We start from the raw sequence: 18,369 nt of genomic DNA on the forward strand, positions 1-18,369 counted from the left end.
TCACAACCCCATCGCGGCCTCGCCCGAGTCCGCATGGGGCTCGGCGAGCTGGTTATCGGTCACAATTGTTTCGCCTTCGTTGAGGCCAGTGCGTATTTCCGTGTTGATCTTGTCGGTAATGCCTGTGCCAACGAGACGCTCGGAGATGCGACCCTCAGGGCCGAGAACCCGCACAGTGGCTTTGTTATCACCCGCGAGGCGCAGCGCCGAAACCGGGGCGATAAGCACATCTCGGGCCTCATCCAGAACAATATGGATTTCGGCCGTCATGTAGGTTTTCAGGAATCCGTCGCTGTTGGGCACCTGAAAAATTCCCTTGTAATAAATTGCAGCAGCAGAGGTTGCCGCAACAGCGACGGCACTGCTTCCGGCGAAGCTTTTATCATTCACAATGGTCTCTGGCGCTGGATTGATGATGGCGAGTTTCGCTTGATAGCGTTTGGCGCTGTCGCCGGAAACGGTGAAATAGACAGCCATGCCGGGCTGTACCCTGGTGATATCGGCCTCGGAGATATCCGCCTCGACCGTCATCATGTCGAGTGCTCCGAGAATGGCAATGGTGGGTGCCGACTGGGCGGCATTCACCGTCTGACCTTCCTGCACGACGGTCGCAAGCACGGTGCCATCCATCGGCGCGGTGATCCGTGTATAGGCAAGATTGGTTTCGGCGATTTTGACTTCGACCTGCGACGCCGCAATGACCGCCTCGCTGTGGCTGAGCTGGGCCTGACGCTCCTTGAGCGCGCTCACCGCCTTGTCATATTCGGAGTGCGCGACGGCATTGCTTGCGATCATCCGTTGATGGCGAGCAAGATCGCTGCGGGCGAGTTCGAGTTGCGCTTCATTTTGTGTGCGGGTGGCCTCATTCTGACGCAAGGTCGCCTGGGCTTTCTGCAGCTCGTTTTGCTGCGATGTCGCGTCGATCAGCGCGATGACATCGCCTTTGCTGACTTTTTGACCCGGCCGCACCTTCAATGAGAGGATACGGCCGGTGGCCTGTGCCCCGATCGCCACAAGGCTCTGCGGCTTCAGCACGCCGGTAGCAAGAACCGCACTTTCAAGATTGCCGCGCTCAATGCGGGTGGTGGCAGGCGGCGGCGCGTCGCTGTTTAATCGTGCTGTGATCGAAAAAACAATGAGCAAGGCGAGAACAAGCAGGGCGAGCCAGAGATGCCAGCGCACAACTGGCCTGGAGGAGGATGTCACGATTTTCATGGGAGCCTCGGCGAAACCGGTTGTTTTATCAGATGCGGACCCGAATAACCGTCGATGACTTCCGGTTTGCCGGGATGAAGCCGCCCTTCAAAGGACCCGCCAAGCGCCTTTTGCAGCGCGATGTAATTGACCACCAGATCGGTTTGAATCTCTGCGAGACTTGTTTCGGCATTCAGGAGGTCGCGCTGGGCATTCAACACGTCAATGAAGCTCTTGCTTCCCCCCTCAAATTGCGTGAGCGTAAGGTCTTTGATCTTGCGACTGTTGCGGACGATTGTCTGCAACTGCGCGGCGCGCAGCTGGTTCTGATTGAAGGCGACGCTCGCATTCTCCACTTCACTGAGCGCCGTCAGAATCGCCTTTTTATAGGCGATGAATGCCAGATCGCGGCCTGCTTTTGCGCCATCGACTTCGGCATTCAGCTTACCGCCCTGGAAGATCGGAACAGACAGTGTTGGACCGAAACTCCAGCCGATTGTTGAGCGCTTTGCGAGATCGCCGAAATTTGCGCCGCCTGTATTGATGGCTCCGCTCAGCGAAACACTGGGGTAAAGTGCGGCCTCGGCCTGCCCGATCTTGGCCGTGGCGCTGGCATAATCGTGTTGCGCGGCGCGCAGGTCCGGGCGCCAGAACAGCATATCCGCGGGAAGTCCGATCGCGGTTGTGCGCGGCACAGTGGGGATCGCAGCCGGCTTTGCCAAGGTCTGGGCGACAAGAAGCGACGATTGTCCGACAAGCACAGTCAAACTGTTGAGAAAGGATGCGTAGCGGGTGCGCAGGCTCGGTATCTGCGCAAGCGTCGTCGCTGCCTGGGTCTGCGCACTGAGCAGGTCAACCTGGGATATCTGGCCAGCACTCAATTGGGACTTGGTCAGCGCAACGGTGCGTTGTTGGGCAGCAGCATTGTGCTGAGCGATGGCGATCATTGCCTCTGTACCGCGCAACTGTGCATAGTTGGTTGCCACTTCGCCGATCAACGTCAGCAGCACGGCCTGCATCTGTTCATCGACGGACAAGGCGTTGTAATAAGCGGCCTCGACGCCGCGTCGGTTGCCGCCAAACAGATCCAGTTCCCAGCGGGTCTGAAAGCTCAGATTGGTGGTACTGGACGCCAGCGCTGCCGCGCTATCACTGCGCTTATAGCCGATATCGCTATCAAGTGAGGGGGAGAGCGTCGCGCCTGTTGCGGCAAGCTGCGCGCGTGCCAGCCGAACCTTGGCTTTGGCATCCGCAAGCCGCACGCTCGATGTGATGGCCTGCGCAATCAGTGCATTGAGAACGGGATCATTGAGTGTCCTCCACCAATCACCGCGCAGCGGACCCTGCCCATCGGCCTTGCTGGCATAGGCAGCGGGGGTGATGACGAGCGGATTGTGGACGTCGGGCCCGACAGTGACACAAGAGGCAATGAACGGCAGGATTCCGATGATCCATGCTGGGCGAAGAAATTGTCTAAGCAATCGTTATTCCTGGAAATGCGTTGGTTGTTCGCCATTTTTCCGTGCGGCAGGATGCGGTCCTTTGACCATGCCCCGAAGCAGAACGCGCTCGAAACACGGTGTTGCAGCGTCTTGACCTCCATTGATCGGCATCCGCATTCACGGCAAGAAAAAGCAAGCCCGGCTTGCGGTCTGCTCCGATATGTCATGGGCAGATTGCGGTAGCATTACGCGCAGGATCGACGCCTCCGGTGATTTCTACCGCATCGCCCCGATGGCCACCGGCGCGCCATCTCGTTGCCCGGTCATGCGAGCGCTGGTCACCCGCGGCTTTCACCGGTAGAGGACGGTATGCGTTGCCTTGGATCAAAACCGCGTCTTCTTCATCACTCACGCCTCATCAGACTGGGAGACACAAGCCTATGATGGGAATCGAAACGGCGTAAACCCCATCTTATAGCGGCAAAACTGTTGGGATTTGATTGGCAAGTGCCAGGCCGCTTGACAGTGGCGCGCCGGCCCCGCAGGCAGTCGTTCTGCCGTGTCGAGCCGATGGGGTCTAAGAAAAAGCCGCCGCCTGGAAAGGCAGCGGCTGCAACACTACAAATGCGCGGCGTTTACAGGGAGGTTCCGATCCGCAACAGCGACAGATCCCGCTGCATATAGCGATCCATGATTTCCGACAGCAGCGAATTGCCGGCATTGTCGGCCTTGGCCGCGGTCAGTGTGACGACAGCGGCACAAAGCTTGTCGGCTGCAAGGCTTTCTCCGGAAAACTGAGCATTCTGTGCGGCTTTCATCTCCCCCCAGGCCGATTTGATCGCCTCGAGTGCCTTGTCCGCCGTCTGGCAGTCGGGATAGGCGAGCGCAATGGCAACAGCGGGTGCCGCCTTGATCTGGGCGTCGGCGATTATGCCGCCGAGATAGGGTGGAAGACCCCGGCCCTGCTCCTTGACCATGGCCTCGAGTTGTTGTCGTGCGGCGTCGTGATCCAAAGCTGCTGCCGCCAATAATTTCTCTGGATCGATGCCTTCCGCACCCAATATCGGAGAGATGACCGCCGCTTGCACAATCGCGCCTTCGTCTGGCGCCACGGCATGGTTGAGCCCGGCTATGGCTGTCAGAATGACATCGCTTTCAGCAACCGAGGGGCCTGGTTGCGCAAGCTGTTTGATCGCGTCTGCAGACGCCGTGTCAACCAGAGCCTGTCCCAGCGGCAACACAAAACGTGCGGTTCCCATCGTGCCCCGCCATGGATCCTTTGCATTGGCTTTTGATAGATCCATTTTTCCGGCTTCCCCATTTTGGAGGAGGCCCGGGATGGCCGGGTCGCCTGCAGCAAAATCCGAACTTTTCAGGCTTTCCAGCAACTGTGACACGCTGGCCTGATCTTTAAGACCCCAATAGGTAACAGTCCCCGGCGCCTGTCCGAATGCCGCAAAATAAGCAACGTCATCGAAAGCGATTTTTGCATGGCTCGACCATTCGTCCAAACCATAGCCGATCGGTTGCAAAGCGGGAATTTGCTGAACCAGGGCCAGCCTGCGCATGGCATCTGCGGAAGGGGCTGCTTCATCAAGCCCGCGCCATGCCTTGATATCGACGAACGTGATCTGCATTGCATCTGGGTTTGAAAGCGCCGTTTGCGGTATTTGCGCCAGGGCCTGTTGCAGATTCTCTGTGCTGTTCAGTGCCAAGGCGGAACTGGTAAAGCCCATCATCAATCCCAAAGCACAGACCGTCATACGCATTTCTTTTTCCCATCAATGCACTGGCTGACACCCAAATCGCCATGCTCGGCCGCAAAAGCTGCGTAATCGGCTTGATGGAGATGTCAGCCCAAAGACCTGCTTTGACCATTCAAACCGGTGTGCTGTCAACCTTTGCACGGCCGATTGGTGCCCCCTGCGGCGCAGGTTTTTTGGTTGAAACCATGGCTCGGCGGGCTTGGGTTTCTCTAGTCAATCGCATTCAGTGCGGCCTTGAGACCCTTAAGGGGAACGACGATTTCAACCGGCTGATGGTTCTGGGAAAAACCAATCGTCACCACCGATTCCTTGTCGATATGCTCTCTGGTTATCGGGCCGACGGGGAGCATGGCCAGACAGACCCTGTCATCACAGCCCTTGTAATCGAGAACAACCGGCCTTGCTCTGCCCGGAAACGAGACCTTTACTGGCTGCTGCTTTTCCACAAAGGATGGCACGCGCAACAGCAGAAACGGCTCCCCGTCCCTGGTTGCTGCAAGCGACCAGCTGAAGACGGCCGCACCCGCTTGGTCGGTAATGATCTGGCTGACATTGCAGGTCTTTTGCTTGCGCTTGAGGTTTTCGTCACAAATCAATGTCCAGTTCTCGAAAGGCTGGATGCTGCGCCTGATCTCGCCCCATTGCGCGCCCTTTGGAAGCGCAACCTCGGAGGGCTTGAGAAAATAGCGGTGGTTCTGTTCCTGTGCAGCAGCAGCGATCACGCCGCACAGGAACGATAGCACAAAACCGAGGGTGACTCTGAACAACAATGGTTTTCCCTTAGTTGAGTGTGAAGCTCAAGCCGGCACCCAGACCCATCTTGCCCCCCGAGCTGGTGCCCGAAACATTGGCCCGGATCGTGCTGTCATCATTGGTGTAACCGGCACCAAAGGCCAGCGCGCTCTGGCCGCGCCAGAAGCCACCGCCGACCGCGACGGAGAGTTTGCCGGGATTGTCGTCATAGCGCAGGGAGGCGGCGGCCAGCCCGATGGCTGCGGAGCGGTGCGCATCGTCACGCACGCCGTCGATGCTGGAGACCAGTTCCGAGAATCGTTGTTCGGTAAAGTTCTTGACCTCTGCGAAGGCGTTTTCGATACGGGTATCGATCCGATTGTCGACATAGCTGTAATTCTGTGTCGGTACATGTCCAGCCAGCACGGCGTTCAGCTGGGCAAGATTGACCGCGTCGGTGTCGTTGACACCGGCTGCGACATTGGAAATCACCACCGGTGTTGAAGGATCGCCCCCCTGTAAAGTGATGGTATTTGATTTGCTGCCATCGGGGTTCTGGTCATATTTGACCGCGACATTGTCCAGCCTTTCCACGGCCAGATTGGTGGCATGAAGCTGCGAGCCGTTGATGGCATCGGTCGAGCTTAGAGCAATGCGACCGGCCGCGACATTTGTCAGCGTGCGCTCATTATTGAGCGTGCCGATCGACAGCGTTCCCACCGGCTGTGCGCCCGCAAAACCATAGGTTTGTCCGGCAATTGTGGTGCTCGCTGTCGCAACCGCTGCCTCGGTCACAGCGCCAGCCCCCAGTGCCACGCTGTTTGCATGACTGGCTGTAGCGGCTGCGCCAAGCGCAACGGCATTCTGGCCCGAAGCGCTGCTCGCCATATCCCCGACAATCATTGCATTCTGTCCCAAATTGGAACTGATCCAGGCATTGAGGACGCTCAGATCGATGCTTGATCCACCGGCGTCGGAGGGAACGCCTGCAATCAGCGCCTGCCCGCCATTGGCGGTGGGTACGGTACAGGTCCAGGCACCAGTGCCACCAAAACCCGGTCGCGTACAAAAGGCGCTCGGCGTGTTGGTGGCGTCAGCTTGAGCCGTGGATAGCGTCGCGATGAAAGGCATTGAGAATGCCAGTATTGCTGCGAAAGCTATTTGGATTTTATGGTGATGCAGGTTCTTTGATAGGTCGCGCGAAAGCAATGCATAGTTCAATGCCATAATTTTCCCCAAAGAAAATGGCCGAAATGTCAGTTACTCGGAAAAACGCTACGCAAATACCCGCTGCAAGCCACCGCAAAAATTCGGGATGACTTAACCTTTAGTCATATTCTGGATTTTTTTAATGAATTAATCTGGCCCCAACCAAATCACCATCAACCGAATACTAAATTAGAATTCCCACCGGAATTGGTGGTTGTCAATTGAGAAAATGCCAGCATTGCTCGCAGCACGACGCCAAAACGAAGGTCTCGCCATGAAAAATAGTCTAAAAATATCGAAAAAAGACATGTTTTACGGGATTGGTGAGACCGTGACGGAAGCGTCACGGTCCAAAATAGAACCAATTTTGGGTAGTTGTGCGCGTCATGATTTCGGGCGCGAGGCGCGCCATGACATCAGCGAGCCGGCCGTGATCATCGCGACGCCTATGCACAATGCGATGCCGGGACGAATCCCCAGCCACAGGCAGGTCATGACCGCGGCAAGCACCGGCGTGAAATAAGACAGCGTGGCCAGAAGCGAAATATTGCCGCGGCAAATGCCGCGGTTCCAGCAGGCATAGGCGGTCGCGGACATCGAGCCAAAGATGAATACCTGCGCCAGACCGCTCAAATCCAGTTGCAGCCGCGGTTCTGCGCTGAGTGAAAACTTGACCCACAAAATGGCAGCGGTGATGAGAAAGTAAAAGGGCACTGCTGTCCTATCGCTATGATAGTGGCGGGTAACAACCGAATAAAGACCCCACAAAAGCGCGGCTGAAAGCGCATATAGATAAGCCAGCGGATTGCCAGACATATTGTAAAGAAAGCTTTGAAAGGACAGGTTCCTGTCGCCTTTCATGACGAAGCCGATACCAAGAAGGCAGAGCAGCAGCGCGATCGCCAGCAGATAGGACCCGCGCTGCTGCTTGCTAAGAACGGCGAACAGCACGGTGATGCTCGGCCACAGATAGTTGATCATGCCCAGTTCCAGCGCCTGATCGCGATCATGGGCCAATCCAATAGCGAGCGCGAGCGATATTTCATAGCCGACAAACAACAGCCCACACCACCAGAGGCCGGGATTATAGAGCGCGCGCAATCTTGGCAGGCCCAGCACCAGAGCCGCGACCAGGCCACTTGCTGTATAAATAAGGGCGGCACCGGCGATCGGTCCGAATATTTCTGAAACCGAACGTATAAAGCCGATGGAGACACTCCAGAGCGGAATGGCGAACATGCCAATAAGCGTCGAGGTCTGGGTGTCGTTTGGCGTGTCATTGGACAATGAGGGCGTGGACATTTCTGGCATTCTGAAAGGGTAAGAGGACATGGGGTATATGGGGATATATGGGGATATATGGGATCTCACAGCGCACGGTCTGTGCAATCCAGACAGCCGCGACGATGGGGAACTGGGCGACAGCGCGTTGAGATCGCCCTGACCATCGGGTGATTGCGAAATCGCCTTTCTTCAAACCATCCCCAAGCGCTTGGCTTGTGGGCTGCTATAGCTGCTTCGCGGAGGAAAGTGTGAAAAATCTACTGCGCTTTCCACCGCCATTGCCAGGATCACGCCAAAGTGAGAGCCGCGGATATTTTCGGCTCAAGATCCCGGATCCCCAAGGCCATTATTGCATTTCTTGCAACATAATCACAATATTAATGACAATTGATATCAATTATTCCGCACCTTAGATTGCCCTCAACACAGATTGCAAAAGCGGCTTAACCGCGGAAAGGCAAAATCATGCTGAACCAGATCAAGGGCCTACATCACGTCACATCCATGGCTGCGGATGCGCGCCAGAACAATCAGTTCTTTACCGACACATTGGGCCTGCGTCGGGTGAAGAAGACCGTCAATTTCGACGAACCCAGTGTTTATCACCTCTATTATGGCGATGAAATTGGCACTCCAGGCTCGGTGATGACCTATTTCCCATTTCCCAACATCGTTCGGGGTCGTCCGGGAGTCGGGGAAGTTGGTGAAACCGAGTTTGCCGTACCAAAGGGGTCGCTTGGTTTCTGGAAAGATCGACTTGTCGCCAAAGATGTTACTGGCCTTGAAGCCGATCAGCTGTTTGGCGCCGAGCGGCTGCGTTTTGAGGGACCGGATGGCGATGGCTTTGCGCTGGTTGAGAGCGCGGACGAAAACCGTGCGCCTTGGATCGGCGCCGGCGTCTCCGAGGATGTGGCGATCCGCGGCTTCCGTGGCGCACGCATGCGGCTTCACGATATTGATGCCAGTGCCGAACTGCTCACCTTCATGGGCTATCAACGCGCAGAAACCGAAGGCAATGTGAGCCGCTTCATCATGCCCAATGGCAATGGCGCTGATACGATCGACCTCGAAGCCCTGCCTTCGGCACAGGCTGCGCGTCAGGGGGCGGGTTCCGTCCACCATATCGCTTTCGCGGTGTCGGACCGGGCTGCACAGCTTGAAGTGCGCAAGGCACTGATGGACACGGGCTATCATGTCACGCCGGTGATCGACCGCGATTATTTCTGGGCGATCTATTTCCGCACCCCGGGCGGCGTGCTGTTTGAAATTGCCACAAACGAACCCGGCTTTGACCGCGACGAGGATACCGCACATTTGGGCGAAGCACTCAAACTGCCAAGCCGCTATGAGGCCTATCGTGATCGCATCGAAGCCAATCTCGAGCCTTTGACAACTCAATAACTGGATGCCTCCGGCTGTGCCGGAGGCGCCCTCCTTTGGAGGTTAATCATGACGAAAAATGAATATATCAGCTTCCGCCGCGATGGTGCTGCCGGTTCGCCGGTTGTCATTGCCTTTCACGGAACGGGTGGCAATGAACACCAGTTTACCGGATTGATCGAGCAGATATTGCCCGATGCAGGCATTGTTGCGCCGCGCGGCGACGTCTCGGAATTCGGAGCCAATCGTTTCTTCCGTCGCACCGGCGAAGGCGTCTATGATATGGATGACCTTCATCTGCGCACCGAAAAAATGCTCGGCTTTATAAGCGCGGTCCGCAAGCTAAACCCGGAACGCGAGATCTTGGCGCTCGGCTATTCAAATGGTGCCAACATTCTGGCATCGATGCTGTTTTCCGATCCCAGCCTGTTTGACCGCGCGGCTCTCATGCATCCACTGATTCCGTGGACACCGGACCCGCAACCGAAGCTGTCTGGCAAACGCATTCTGATCACAGCAGGCGAAGTTGATCCGATCTCGCCGTTGAAGCTGTCGAAGGGCCTGATTGAATGGTTCAGCGCACAGGGTGCGGATGTGACATCGCTGATTGCGCCCGGCGGACATGAAATCCGCCCGACCGAGCTTGAAAGCCTGAAGAAATTTTTGCGCGCTGCCTGATCAGACGATCTCGCCGTGAACGCAACGAAGCCAGATAAACCCCGGCGAGTAAGCTCGTCGGGGTTTTTCGTTTTGGTCTTAACACGACATTGTGGCCATTATTACGTATTTCGCAATTTAATAACAATTATTGTAGCAATTGTGATCAATTATAGATCCGTCTAGTTTGGGTTCAACACGGTCGCAGAGTGTCACGCAAGCGATCCTCACCACAAACGTAAAACCAGACGGAGATAGCCATGTCCAACAAGCTCGAAGTTCTTACCCCATCCAACAGCCAGATCATCTTCATCGATCATCAGCCACAGATGGCTTTCGGCGTGCAGTCGATCGACCGTCAGCTTTTGAAGAATAATACTGTTGGACTGGCAAAGGCAGCCAAGGTTTTCAACATCCCAACCGTCATTACCACGGTTGAAACCGACAGCTTCTCCGGCCAGACCTATCCGGAACTGCTTGATGTTTTCCCGGAAGCCCCCCTTCTCGAACGCACGTCGATGAACTCGTGGGACGATCTGAAAGTGCGCGAAGCGCTTGCAAAAGGTGCTGCTGAAGGCCGCAAGAAGATCGTGGTTTCGGGCCTCTGGACCGAAGTTTGTAACACCACTTTTGCTCTTTCAGCGCTGAATGACACCGATTATGAAATCTACATGGTCGCCGATGCGTCGGGCGGAACCTCGCTGCAAGCGCATGATTACGCGATGGACCGCATGGTTCAGGCCGGCGTTATCCCTGTTACCTGGCAGCAGGTGCTGCTAGAATGGCAGCGCGACTGGGCACATCGCGAAACCTATGATGCCGTTATGAACATCGTGCGGGAACATTCAGGGGCTTACGGCATGGGCGTCGATTACGCTTACACCATGGTCCATGGCGCACAATCGCGCAGCCAGCACAAAGGCCCACGCCTCGAGCCAAAGCCTGCGCTTTAAAGCGCATCCCGAAAAGTGTGAAACGGTTTTCGGGTAAGATGCGCGTTAGAACGCGCTCTAAGTAAGGCACGGCCCGGTACAAAAGCCGGGCCAGGACCATCAAGTCGCATTGTACAATCGATACCATGCGCTGGATGCTATTCTCCCAATTTGATTTCTCCCTTTCAAAGCATCTGAATTCTCGAAAAGGAAACAGGATGACTGCCGCCACTCCTCCCAAACAGGACATTGCAACCGGCCCATTGAGCTTCCGCGTTTTCCGAGCGCTTTGGATCGCCACCATTATCTCCAATATCGGCACCTGGATGAACGATGTTGGCTCTGCCTGGCTGATGACCTCGCTCTCGCCAAGCCCGATGTTTGTGGCGCTCGTTCAGGCAGCCACAACCTTGCCGATGTTTCTGTTGGCATTGCCTGCCGGTGCCATGGCTGACATCGTCGACCGCCGAAAACTGCTTCTGGGTGCGCAGGCTCTGGGCCTCGTCGGTGCTGCAACACTGGCAATGCTGACCCTGGCTGGTCTCACCACACCCTGGGTGCTACTTGGCGTGACCTTCGTCCTCGGCATATCAGCAGCGCTGAGCGCCCCTGTCTTTCAGGCGATCGTGCCGGAACTCGTTGACAAGCAGGCATTGCCCGACGCGGTTGCGCTCAACAGCCTCGGCGTCAATATTTCCCGCGCCATCGGCCCGGCCCTTGGCGGTGTCATTGTTGCAGTGGCGGGCATTCCAGCCGTTTTTGCCCTCAACGCTGTCTCCGTCATCGCGGTTTTGAGCGTGATCTTTTTCTGGAAACGCAAACCAACCGAATCCGCTCTTCCACCAGAGCATTTTATTGGCGCGCTGCGCGCAGGCTACCGCTATGCACGCCACTCGGCAGCGATGCGCCTCGTTCTGATACGTTCCGCAGGCTTCTTCCTGTTCGGCAGTGCCTTATGGGCGATGCTGCCACTGGTTGGCCGCCGCGAACTCGGCCTGGATGCTGCGGGCTATGGTGCTCTTCTTGGCTGTATGGGTGCAGGCGCAGTACTCGGTGCGCTCATTCTCAAGAAGCTACGCAAGAACGTCGCTGCAAACACCATTTCCATCTGGGCAACACTGCTGTTTGCTTTTGCTACCCTGACACTGGCTCTGGTGCCAAACGCATGGGTCGGTGGCGCTGTCATGTTCCTTGCTGGCCTTGCATGGATCGGCATGCTGACCTCGCTCAATGTTGCTGCACAAATGGCAGCACCTGGCTGGGTCAAGGCTCGCGCTCTCGCCGTCTATCTTCTGGTGTTCCAGGGCGCTATGACCGGCGGCAGCATCATCTGGGGTACGATCGCATCGCGCTTCAATGTCACAACCGCACTCGTCGTAGCAGCCATTGCTCTGGTGATATCTCTTATACTGGCCCGCATCTGGCAGCTGCCAAAAGACCAGACCACCGACCTCGCCCCTTCAAACCATTGGGCAGAGCCCGTGGTTGCGGTGCGTCCCGAAGGTGATCGCGGCCCGGTCCTGATCGAAATCGAATACAGGATCGAACCACAGCGTATTGCTGAGTTTACCACCGCTCTTCGCAAGTTCAGTGCAGTCCGTTACCGCGATGGCGCTATCCGCTGGGATGTTTGGGAAGATGTTGCAGTGCCCGGTCGTGTGGTCGAAGCCTTCATCGTCGAAAGCTGGATCGAACATCAGCGCCAGCATGCTCGTGTCACCCATTCAGATCAGCTTGATCAAAAGACATTGAACACGTTTCATTTAGGCGACACGCCACCCGTCATACGGCATATGCTTCAGCCCTTGTAGGTCAGAGCTATCCAACAAAAAGTAGCGGCTTTTTCAAGCCGCTACTCCATCGTTTCAAATCTGACTGGAGGGTATCAAATCCGAACGAACGATCCGATTAGAACGAACGCTGGAAGCGAACCATTCCCTGCCAGGCTTTTTCACCCTTGAGTTCGGAACGATCATCCGACCACTTCGTGTAGGAAATTTCCGGCGTGACAGTGAAGCCAGGGACAAGCGTGTAAGCAACGTTTGCGGTTGCTGCGAAACGACCAGCATCTTCGTAAGCTGCCTGAACGTTAATGGTTGCCTGCTTGGTCGCCTTGAACTTCGCGCCACCCCAGACAGCCCAGTCGCCACCCCAAGTGCCGTAGAAGCTGTCGATACGACGAACGCCACGCCAGCTACCATCAGCAAAGCGCTGTGTGACCGTGTAGTTGTCGTCGTTTGACTTATAGGCGCCCTGGACCCAAACAGAGAACTGCTCGGTGACGTTGACATCAAGGCGAACCTTACCGGCCCATTCTTCGTTCAGCGCGTCATAGGCACCGACACCGGCGATCGAACCCCAGGCCTGAGCGAACTTCAGGCCAGCAACGACATGCGGGGTGTAATCGTCGATCGTGACATTGACATCAGAATCGCCATTGCCGCCCTGTTCGAGAGCAACGACAGCCGAGAAACCGTTGGCGCCCTTGAATGTGTAGCTGATAGCATTCGTACGCGTACCACCGGCGAGAATGACGTCGTCGTTCATGACGTCGCCGAGGTATCCGGTGAAGGTAACGAATTTCGATTCATCAAGACCGAGACGCAAACCACCGAGTTCAATATAGGCAAAGCGGAGCTGGCCGCTGGCGCCATTATCGCCGTTGTTCCAATCGTAACGGACGTCGGCATAGGTCTTCAAAGTGCCAAGGTCAGTTTCGGATGCGGTGGAGAAACGAAGCTCAAAACGAGACTTCATGTCATAGGTATCGCGGTCGAGCTGCGACAGACGCTTTGCGTAGACGTTATCGCCCCCTTTAATGTCGTAACGCAAATAGCCATGAATACGCAGGCAGGTCTCAGTACCTGGAATGTAGAAATAGCCCGCACCGTATGCGTCGCAAACGCGAACATATTCTACAGCTTCTGGCTCTGGTGCAACAATTGCATCCGCTGCCTGCGCGACCGATGCGAAAGAAAACACTGCAGCCGAAGCGCAGAGAAAATTCTTAACCCTCATAAAATAACTCCATAAGCGAGGTGTGACGCGAGGGCTTATAGAATATAAAAAGTCTGAATCAATAAATATATTGTGTATTTTTAGTGAATTTATTTTATGGCTTATTATATCAATATTTCATAAATCTGACTTAAATATAGTATAAATGCCGATTTATAGAGCAAGAATCAGATTCTTATTATTATATACATCGATTCTTTTGATAATTTTTCTAGCTATCATATTTATATGACAGATTTTTATATGTCCGCAGGCATTGTCGAAATAAGCAAAAATACTGCTGATGGGAGGGAGACGAGTCGGCATATTGCGCCCCCCAGCGCAGCTCAGTGAAAAGCATGACGAGCGCTTGAGCTCACAGGGTTTAACAGCTATCAGAGCGGGTAATGGGCCTATCGCAAATACTTACGAGGCGTTTTCCGCATGATTCCTGAATTCATCGTCACTCACTCAGGGGGCTTTCATGCCGACGAGTTGATGTCGAGTGTTATCCTCACCAAGCTTTTTCCGAACGCTAAACTCATTCGAAGCCGTGATCCTGAATGGATTACGCCAAACCATGATCGCATCATTTATGATGTTGGTGGGGCCTATGACCACACGGCACGCATTTATGACCACCATCAACGCGGGGCGCCTCGTCGTGATGACGGCCGGGCCTTGAGTTCTTTTGGTTTGATCTGGCAGCATTATGGACGAGATTACCTCGCGGCTGCCGGCATTCCTGAAAAAGACATCGCGATAATTCACGCCTCGTTTGATGAAAGCTATGTTCTACCGATCGATCTCGTAGACAATGGCGAACTAAGTCCTGCAGTAGCAGGACAACTTGCCGGGCTCATTTTGCCTACGCTTCTGGAAACATTGAAGCCAGTCTTCGATGATAGGCGGCCAGATGCAGATGACTGCGCGTTTCAACATGCGCTCACGATAGCGCGTAGCTTTGTTGAAGCAAAGATTGCAGGGCTAGCCGCCAAATTACGAGCCGAAACGATTGTTCTGAACGCAATCGAGGCTGCCGGTGCAAGCCAGGTTCTCGAACTTCCAATCGGGATGCCATTCCGTTCGGCCATTGTCAAAGCGGAAGCAGAACATTTGCTATTCGTTGTTCACCCGCGCAGTCACGACTGGGGGCTCACTGGTATTCGTAAATCAGATGATGGATTTGAATTGCGAGCTGATTTACCGGTGGCCTGGGCTGGCCTGACGAACGGTGATCTCGAGGCTGCGTGTGGCGTGCAAGGCGCAACCTTCTGCCATAATGGCCGCTTTATCGCAGCAGCTCGCACGCGCGAGGCTGCTTTGGCGATGGCAGATCTGGCCGTTCGGAATCATTTAGAGCAAGGTTGAACGCCTATTGCAGTTTTAGCGTTTAAAGAGGCTCAATCGAGCCTCTTTTTGTTGAGGCGATAAAGCTATTCTTTCACAGCGCCCGTCATGGACGAAACGTAATAGTCCACGAAAAATGAGTAGAGGATAACCACCGGCAGCGATCCGAACAATGCACCGGCCATCAGCGCTCCCCATTCGAAAATATCACCGCGGACAAGTTCAGTCAGAACCCCAACCGGCACTGTCTTGTTTTCTGACGACTGAATAAAGGTCAGCGCGTAGATAAATTCGTTCCAAGATAGAGTGAAAGCGAATATGCCTGCAGATATCAAGCCCGGCACAGCCAGCGGTAGAATGATCCTCCACAATATTTGCCAACGGCTAGCTCCGTCAACCAATGCACTCTCTTCAAGCTCGAAGGGAATGGAGCGGAAATACCCCATCAACAACCACGTACAGAAAGGGATGAGGAACGTTGGATAAGTGAAAATCAAAGCCAGGCGCGAGTCGTAGATCCCAAGTTTGAAAACAATGAATGCCAGTGGAATAAATAGGATCGACGGTGGAACGAGATACGCCAGGAAAATCAGCAGCCCGACCGAGCGGGAGCCTGTAAAGCGAATACGTTCAATCGCGTAAGCACTGAGGATGGATGTGACAAGCGATATGAAGGTTGCCGCTGTTGCAACCAACATCGTGTTCCATAGCCACCCGGGATAAGAGGTCTCAAACAACAGATATTTGATATGATCGAATGTCGCGTCAACGACCCAGAAAGGGCTGTAATTATTATAGTCTGTCAGCTGAGAGTTAGGCTTTACGGCAGTGATAGCCATCCAGTAAAATGGAAATAGCAACACGAAAATAAACAGTGCTATCGGGATATAGACTGTGACTACCCGTCTTGGTAGACGGTTGAGATATGACATGCCTTGCGTGTCGTCGGTGAGCGTGCCGGATGCTTGGTTCCCGGTTTTCATAGTCTTCTCCATGCTCAGTCCCCTCCGCCTTGTTGCCACTTGCGTCGCTGCAAACCAAAGAAAGAGAACATGATTGCCGCGAGCAGAAACGGTATCATCGCCACCGCGATTGCAGCTCCTTCGCCGAGCTGGCCACCAGGAATTGCGCGTTGGAAGGAAAGCGTAGCCATCAGGTGTGTCGCATTGACCGGGCCACCCTTTGTAAGAACGTAAATAAGCTGGAAATCGGTAAACGTGAACAACACCGAGAAGGTCATCACCACGGCAATGATCGGGGTGAGCATGGGCAGCGTGACATGGCGAAAGCGTTGCCAGCTCGACGCGCCATCCAGTGAGGCTGCCTCTTGAAGAGAGGCGGGAATAGTCTGCAGACCTGCAAGCAAAGAAATCGCAACGAATGGAATTCCGCGCCACACATTTGCGGCGATTACAGACAACCGCGCATTCGTTGGATCTCCGAGGAAGTTGATCGGCTGCTCGATAAGCCCCATCTGCATCAAAGACCAAGAAATTATGGAAAACTGTGAATCGTAGATCCACCAAAACGCCAGAGCCGACAACACTGTCGGAACAACCCAGGGCAAAAGAACTATGGCGCGGAAAAACGATTTTATCGGCAGGTTTTCATTCAGCAACAATGCGAGCCATAGTCCGAGCCCAAACTTCAATACTGAAGCAACAAATGTATAGAGTACCGTATTGAATACGGAGAGCCAGAAAACGCTGTCGTCCCAGAGAAATTCGTAGTTCTCCAGACCAATGAATATTCCATCTCGCCCGATTTTTGTATCCGTGAAGCCGAGCCAGACACCCAGGCCCAGGGGGTATGTGAGGAAGCAAAGCAGAAAGACCGCCGCTGGCAGCATGAAAAGGAAGCCAAGCACATCCCGATTATTCCCCAAGCGTGGTCGGGAAGGGTTTTCAAGCCCGCTTTCATTTCCGGGATTTTTTGAATTCGTCATTGCCATGGATTACATCTCCAGAACAGAAAATCGAAAAAGAGGCGCCGGACGACCCTTCGCCTCTCAATCACCAGGATCAGACGCGGTAATATCGATTGGCCCGTTTTTCTGCGCTTGCCATGGCATCTTCCGGTGTTTCAGCACCGGTTACTGCTGACGCAAACATATCGACGAGAACGTAGTCCGCCATCACGGCCGCCGACGCATATCCAAGTGGCCCCGCATAACCGTTCGGCCGCAGCGTTTCGGATGCACGCGCATAGGGTGCGTGGATCGGGTTGTCGATCCAGACGGGGTTGTCCGCGAAATCCTTCAACGGCTGGCAACAATAAGCGCTCGACTGTTTGATCCAGTTGTTCATCTGGTCGGCTTCCATCATGAACTTGATGTAAGCCTTTGCGGCTTCGGGATATTTTGTATGCTTGAACAACAGCAGCGAGCTGGTCTGATGCAGTTCCACACTCTTGCCGACCGGACCGATTGGGAAGTTTGTGCTGCGCATATCCTCGGCGATTTCTGCGAGCTTCGGATCGTTCTTTGCAGCGTAATAGATCGAGACGCCATTGGCGGTGAGGGAAACCTGTCCGGCGAGGAATGCGCGGTTGTTATTGATGTCCAGCCAGCTTTCGGTGCCTGGAATGAAGGTGGCATAGAGTTGCTTGGCATAATTGAGCGCAGCGAGCGTTTCGGGCGAGTTGATGGTGATTTCGCCTTTCTCATTGACCATTTGCGCACCGTGGCTCCACAAAAGCCAATGGGCATAATTATTGCCGTCACCGACCGCCTTGCCATGCGGGAATCCGGCTGGCGTATTGTTGGCTTTCATGGCCTTGCAAAGTTCGAGAAAGCCCGCGGTATCTTTCGGGAATTCGCTGAAGCCGGCTTTCTTCATATGGCTGTCGCGATAGACAATGGCATTGCCGATCGCCGTCAGCGGCATGGCAATGAACTTGTCCTCACGTACCGCATAGCCTTTCAGGCCATCGTAGAAGCCGCCATATTTTTCATCAAGATAGCTGCCGAGTTCGGTCAGGTCGACAAGCTTGTCGGGATATTGATGGGCGTCATCGAACCAGCACATGACCATGTCGGGCCCTGAACCGACATTGGCGGCCACGGCGGCCTTTGGCCGGATATCCTCCCAGCTTTCCTTGTCGATGCGAACCTCGACGCCGGTTGCCTCGGTGAATTTCTTGGTATTGGCGATCCAGCTTTCTTCATCGCCCTTCACGAAGGGCGTCCAGCGCAGCAGGCGCAGACTGGCGCCCTCTTCGGGCTTGTAATCTGGTTCGGCGGCAAATGCGGGTTGAAAGCCGAGGCCAGAGAGGCCTGCAGCACCGGCAAGACTTGCGGTTCCTGCAAGGAATGTCCTTCTTCTGATAGTCATCATGCTCCTCCTCCAAAGATGGGACTTCTCATCCGTGGCAGCCGCTGTCCCAAGGTGCGGATGCCGAGATGTCGTCTGATGCTATGTGCTGATC

Annotated in this window: 15 protein-coding genes; 5 read left to right on the forward strand and 10 right to left on the reverse strand. The window is 54.9% G+C overall.

Features of this window, described 5'->3' with window-relative positions:
* From RT142_RS13410 to yddG, 6 genes are all read right to left on the reverse strand, one after another.
* The gene (locus RT142_RS13410) at positions 1 to 1,215 is read right to left on the reverse strand and encodes an efflux RND transporter periplasmic adaptor subunit (RefSeq protein ID WP_094543946.1); all 1,215 of its coding nucleotides are present in this window, start codon (positions 1,213 to 1,215) and stop codon (positions 1 to 3) included.
* The gene (locus RT142_RS13415; RefSeq protein ID WP_094543945.1) at positions 1,212 to 2,675 is read right to left on the reverse strand and encodes an efflux transporter outer membrane subunit; all 1,464 of its coding nucleotides are present in this window, start codon (positions 2,673 to 2,675) and stop codon (positions 1,212 to 1,214) included. The genes RT142_RS13410 and RT142_RS13415 overlap by 4 nt, the downstream gene beginning before the upstream one ends.
* A gap of 596 nt (positions 2,676 to 3,271) precedes the next feature.
* On the reverse strand, positions 3,272 to 4,405 hold the full coding sequence (locus tag RT142_RS13420; protein ID WP_094543944.1) for a hypothetical protein: 1,134 nt from the start codon (positions 4,403 to 4,405) through the stop codon (positions 3,272 to 3,274).
* A gap of 206 nt (positions 4,406 to 4,611) precedes the next feature.
* The gene (locus RT142_RS13425; protein WP_094543943.1) at positions 4,612 to 5,169 is read right to left on the reverse strand and encodes an invasion associated locus B family protein; all 558 of its coding nucleotides are present in this window, start codon (positions 5,167 to 5,169) and stop codon (positions 4,612 to 4,614) included.
* A gap of 13 nt (positions 5,170 to 5,182) precedes the next feature.
* Positions 5,183 to 6,361 carry a YadA-like family protein gene (locus RT142_RS13430; protein WP_094543942.1) on the reverse strand — a complete coding sequence of 393 codons (1,179 nt, stop codon included), beginning with the start codon at positions 6,359 to 6,361 and terminating at the stop codon, positions 5,183 to 5,185.
* Between the two features lie 366 nt (positions 6,362 to 6,727).
* Positions 6,728 to 7,645 carry an aromatic amino acid DMT transporter YddG gene (yddG, locus tag RT142_RS13435; protein ID WP_094543941.1) on the reverse strand — a complete coding sequence of 306 codons (918 nt, stop codon included), beginning with the start codon at positions 7,643 to 7,645 and terminating at the stop codon, positions 6,728 to 6,730.
* A 447-nt stretch (positions 7,646 to 8,092) separates the two neighbouring features.
* Here yddG and RT142_RS13440 point away from each other — a divergent pair, with 447 nt between their 5' ends.
* The 4 genes from RT142_RS13440 (at position 8,093) to RT142_RS13455 (ending at position 12,407) form a co-directional block, all read left to right on the forward strand.
* Positions 8,093 to 9,028, forward strand: coding sequence for a VOC family protein (locus tag RT142_RS13440; RefSeq protein ID WP_313029182.1), 936 nt, complete (start codon positions 8,093 to 8,095; stop codon positions 9,026 to 9,028).
* 48 nt (positions 9,029 to 9,076) lie between these two features.
* A complete protein-coding gene (locus tag RT142_RS13445) occupies positions 9,077 to 9,685 on the forward strand; it encodes an alpha/beta hydrolase (protein ID WP_094543939.1) in 609 nt (202 codons plus the stop codon).
* Positions 9,686 to 9,924: 239 nt separating this feature from the next.
* Positions 9,925 to 10,617, forward strand: coding sequence for a hydrolase (locus tag RT142_RS13450; protein WP_064323211.1), 693 nt, complete (start codon positions 9,925 to 9,927; stop codon positions 10,615 to 10,617).
* 197 nt (positions 10,618 to 10,814) lie between these two features.
* Positions 10,815 to 12,407, forward strand: coding sequence for an MFS transporter (locus RT142_RS13455; protein WP_094543938.1), 1,593 nt, complete (start codon positions 10,815 to 10,817; stop codon positions 12,405 to 12,407).
* Between the two features lie 97 nt (positions 12,408 to 12,504).
* On the opposite strand, the gene RT142_RS13460 is transcribed toward RT142_RS13455, so the two are convergent.
* Entirely contained in the window at positions 12,505 to 13,614 is a 1,110-nt protein-coding gene (locus tag RT142_RS13460) for a porin (RefSeq protein WP_064323213.1), read from the reverse strand.
* 423 nt (positions 13,615 to 14,037) lie between these two features.
* Here RT142_RS13460 and RT142_RS13465 point away from each other — a divergent pair, with 423 nt between their 5' ends.
* Positions 14,038 to 14,964 (forward strand): MYG1 family protein, encoded by a 927-nt coding sequence (locus RT142_RS13465; protein ID WP_007880356.1) that lies wholly within the window; start codon positions 14,038 to 14,040, stop codon positions 14,962 to 14,964.
* 65 nt (positions 14,965 to 15,029) lie between these two features.
* Here RT142_RS13465 and RT142_RS13470 read toward each other — a convergent pair whose 3' ends face one another.
* The 3 genes from RT142_RS13470 to RT142_RS13480 all read right to left on the reverse strand — a co-directional run bounded on the left by RT142_RS13470 (position 15,030) and on the right by RT142_RS13480 (position 18,275).
* Positions 15,030 to 15,926: a carbohydrate ABC transporter permease gene (locus RT142_RS13470; protein WP_039861042.1), complete on the reverse strand. Its 897-nt coding sequence runs from the start codon at positions 15,924 to 15,926 to the stop codon at positions 15,030 to 15,032.
* Between the two features lie 14 nt (positions 15,927 to 15,940).
* Positions 15,941 to 16,894, reverse strand: coding sequence for a carbohydrate ABC transporter permease (locus tag RT142_RS13475; RefSeq protein ID WP_374891705.1), 954 nt, complete (start codon positions 16,892 to 16,894; stop codon positions 15,941 to 15,943).
* 70 nt (positions 16,895 to 16,964) lie between these two features.
* Complete coding sequence (locus RT142_RS13480) at positions 16,965 to 18,275, reverse strand: ABC transporter substrate-binding protein (RefSeq protein ID WP_094543986.1); 1,311 nt, start codon at positions 18,273 to 18,275, stop codon at positions 16,965 to 16,967.
* Positions 18,276 to 18,369 lie beyond the last annotated feature (94 nt).

The organism is Brucella sp. (assembly GCF_032066345.1).
Taxonomy (GTDB): Bacteria; Pseudomonadota; Alphaproteobacteria; order Rhizobiales; family Rhizobiaceae; genus Brucella; species Brucella pseudogrignonensis.

Bases quoted from the DNA above. Each gene is read 5' to 3' on its own strand.
- RT142_RS13470 (WP_039861042.1), bottom strand. From the start codon at position 15,926: ATGAAAACCGGGAACCAAGCATCCGGCACGCTCACCGACGACACGCAA.
- RT142_RS13430 (WP_094543942.1), bottom strand. From the start codon at position 6,361: ATGGCATTGAACTATGCATTGCTTTCGCGCGACCTATCAAAGAACCTG.
- RT142_RS13450 (WP_064323211.1), top strand. From the start codon at position 9,925: ATGTCCAACAAGCTCGAAGTTCTTACCCCATCCAACAGCCAGATCATC.
- RT142_RS13410 (WP_094543946.1), bottom strand. From the start codon at position 1,215: ATGAAAATCGTGACATCCTCCTCCAGGCCAGTTGTGCGCTGGCATCTC.
- RT142_RS13460 (WP_064323213.1), bottom strand. From the start codon at position 13,614: ATGAGGGTTAAGAATTTTCTCTGCGCTTCGGCTGCAGTGTTTTCTTTC.
- RT142_RS13480 (WP_094543986.1), bottom strand. From the start codon at position 18,275: ATGACTATCAGAAGAAGGACATTCCTTGCAGGAACCGCAAGTCTTGCC.
- RT142_RS13455 (WP_094543938.1), top strand. From the start codon at position 10,815: ATGACTGCCGCCACTCCTCCCAAACAGGACATTGCAACCGGCCCATTG.
- RT142_RS13445 (WP_094543939.1), top strand. From the start codon at position 9,077: ATGACGAAAAATGAATATATCAGCTTCCGCCGCGATGGTGCTGCCGGT.
- RT142_RS13440 (WP_313029182.1), top strand. From the start codon at position 8,093: ATGCTGAACCAGATCAAGGGCCTACATCACGTCACATCCATGGCTGCG.
- yddG (WP_094543941.1), bottom strand. From the start codon at position 7,645: ATGTCCACGCCCTCATTGTCCAATGACACGCCAAACGACACCCAGACC.
- RT142_RS13465 (WP_007880356.1), top strand. From the start codon at position 14,038: ATGATTCCTGAATTCATCGTCACTCACTCAGGGGGCTTTCATGCCGAC.
- RT142_RS13475 (WP_374891705.1), bottom strand. From the start codon at position 16,894: ATGGCAATGACGAATTCAAAAAATCCCGGAAATGAAAGCGGGCTTGAA.
- RT142_RS13420 (WP_094543944.1), bottom strand. From the start codon at position 4,405: ATGCGTATGACGGTCTGTGCTTTGGGATTGATGATGGGCTTTACCAGT.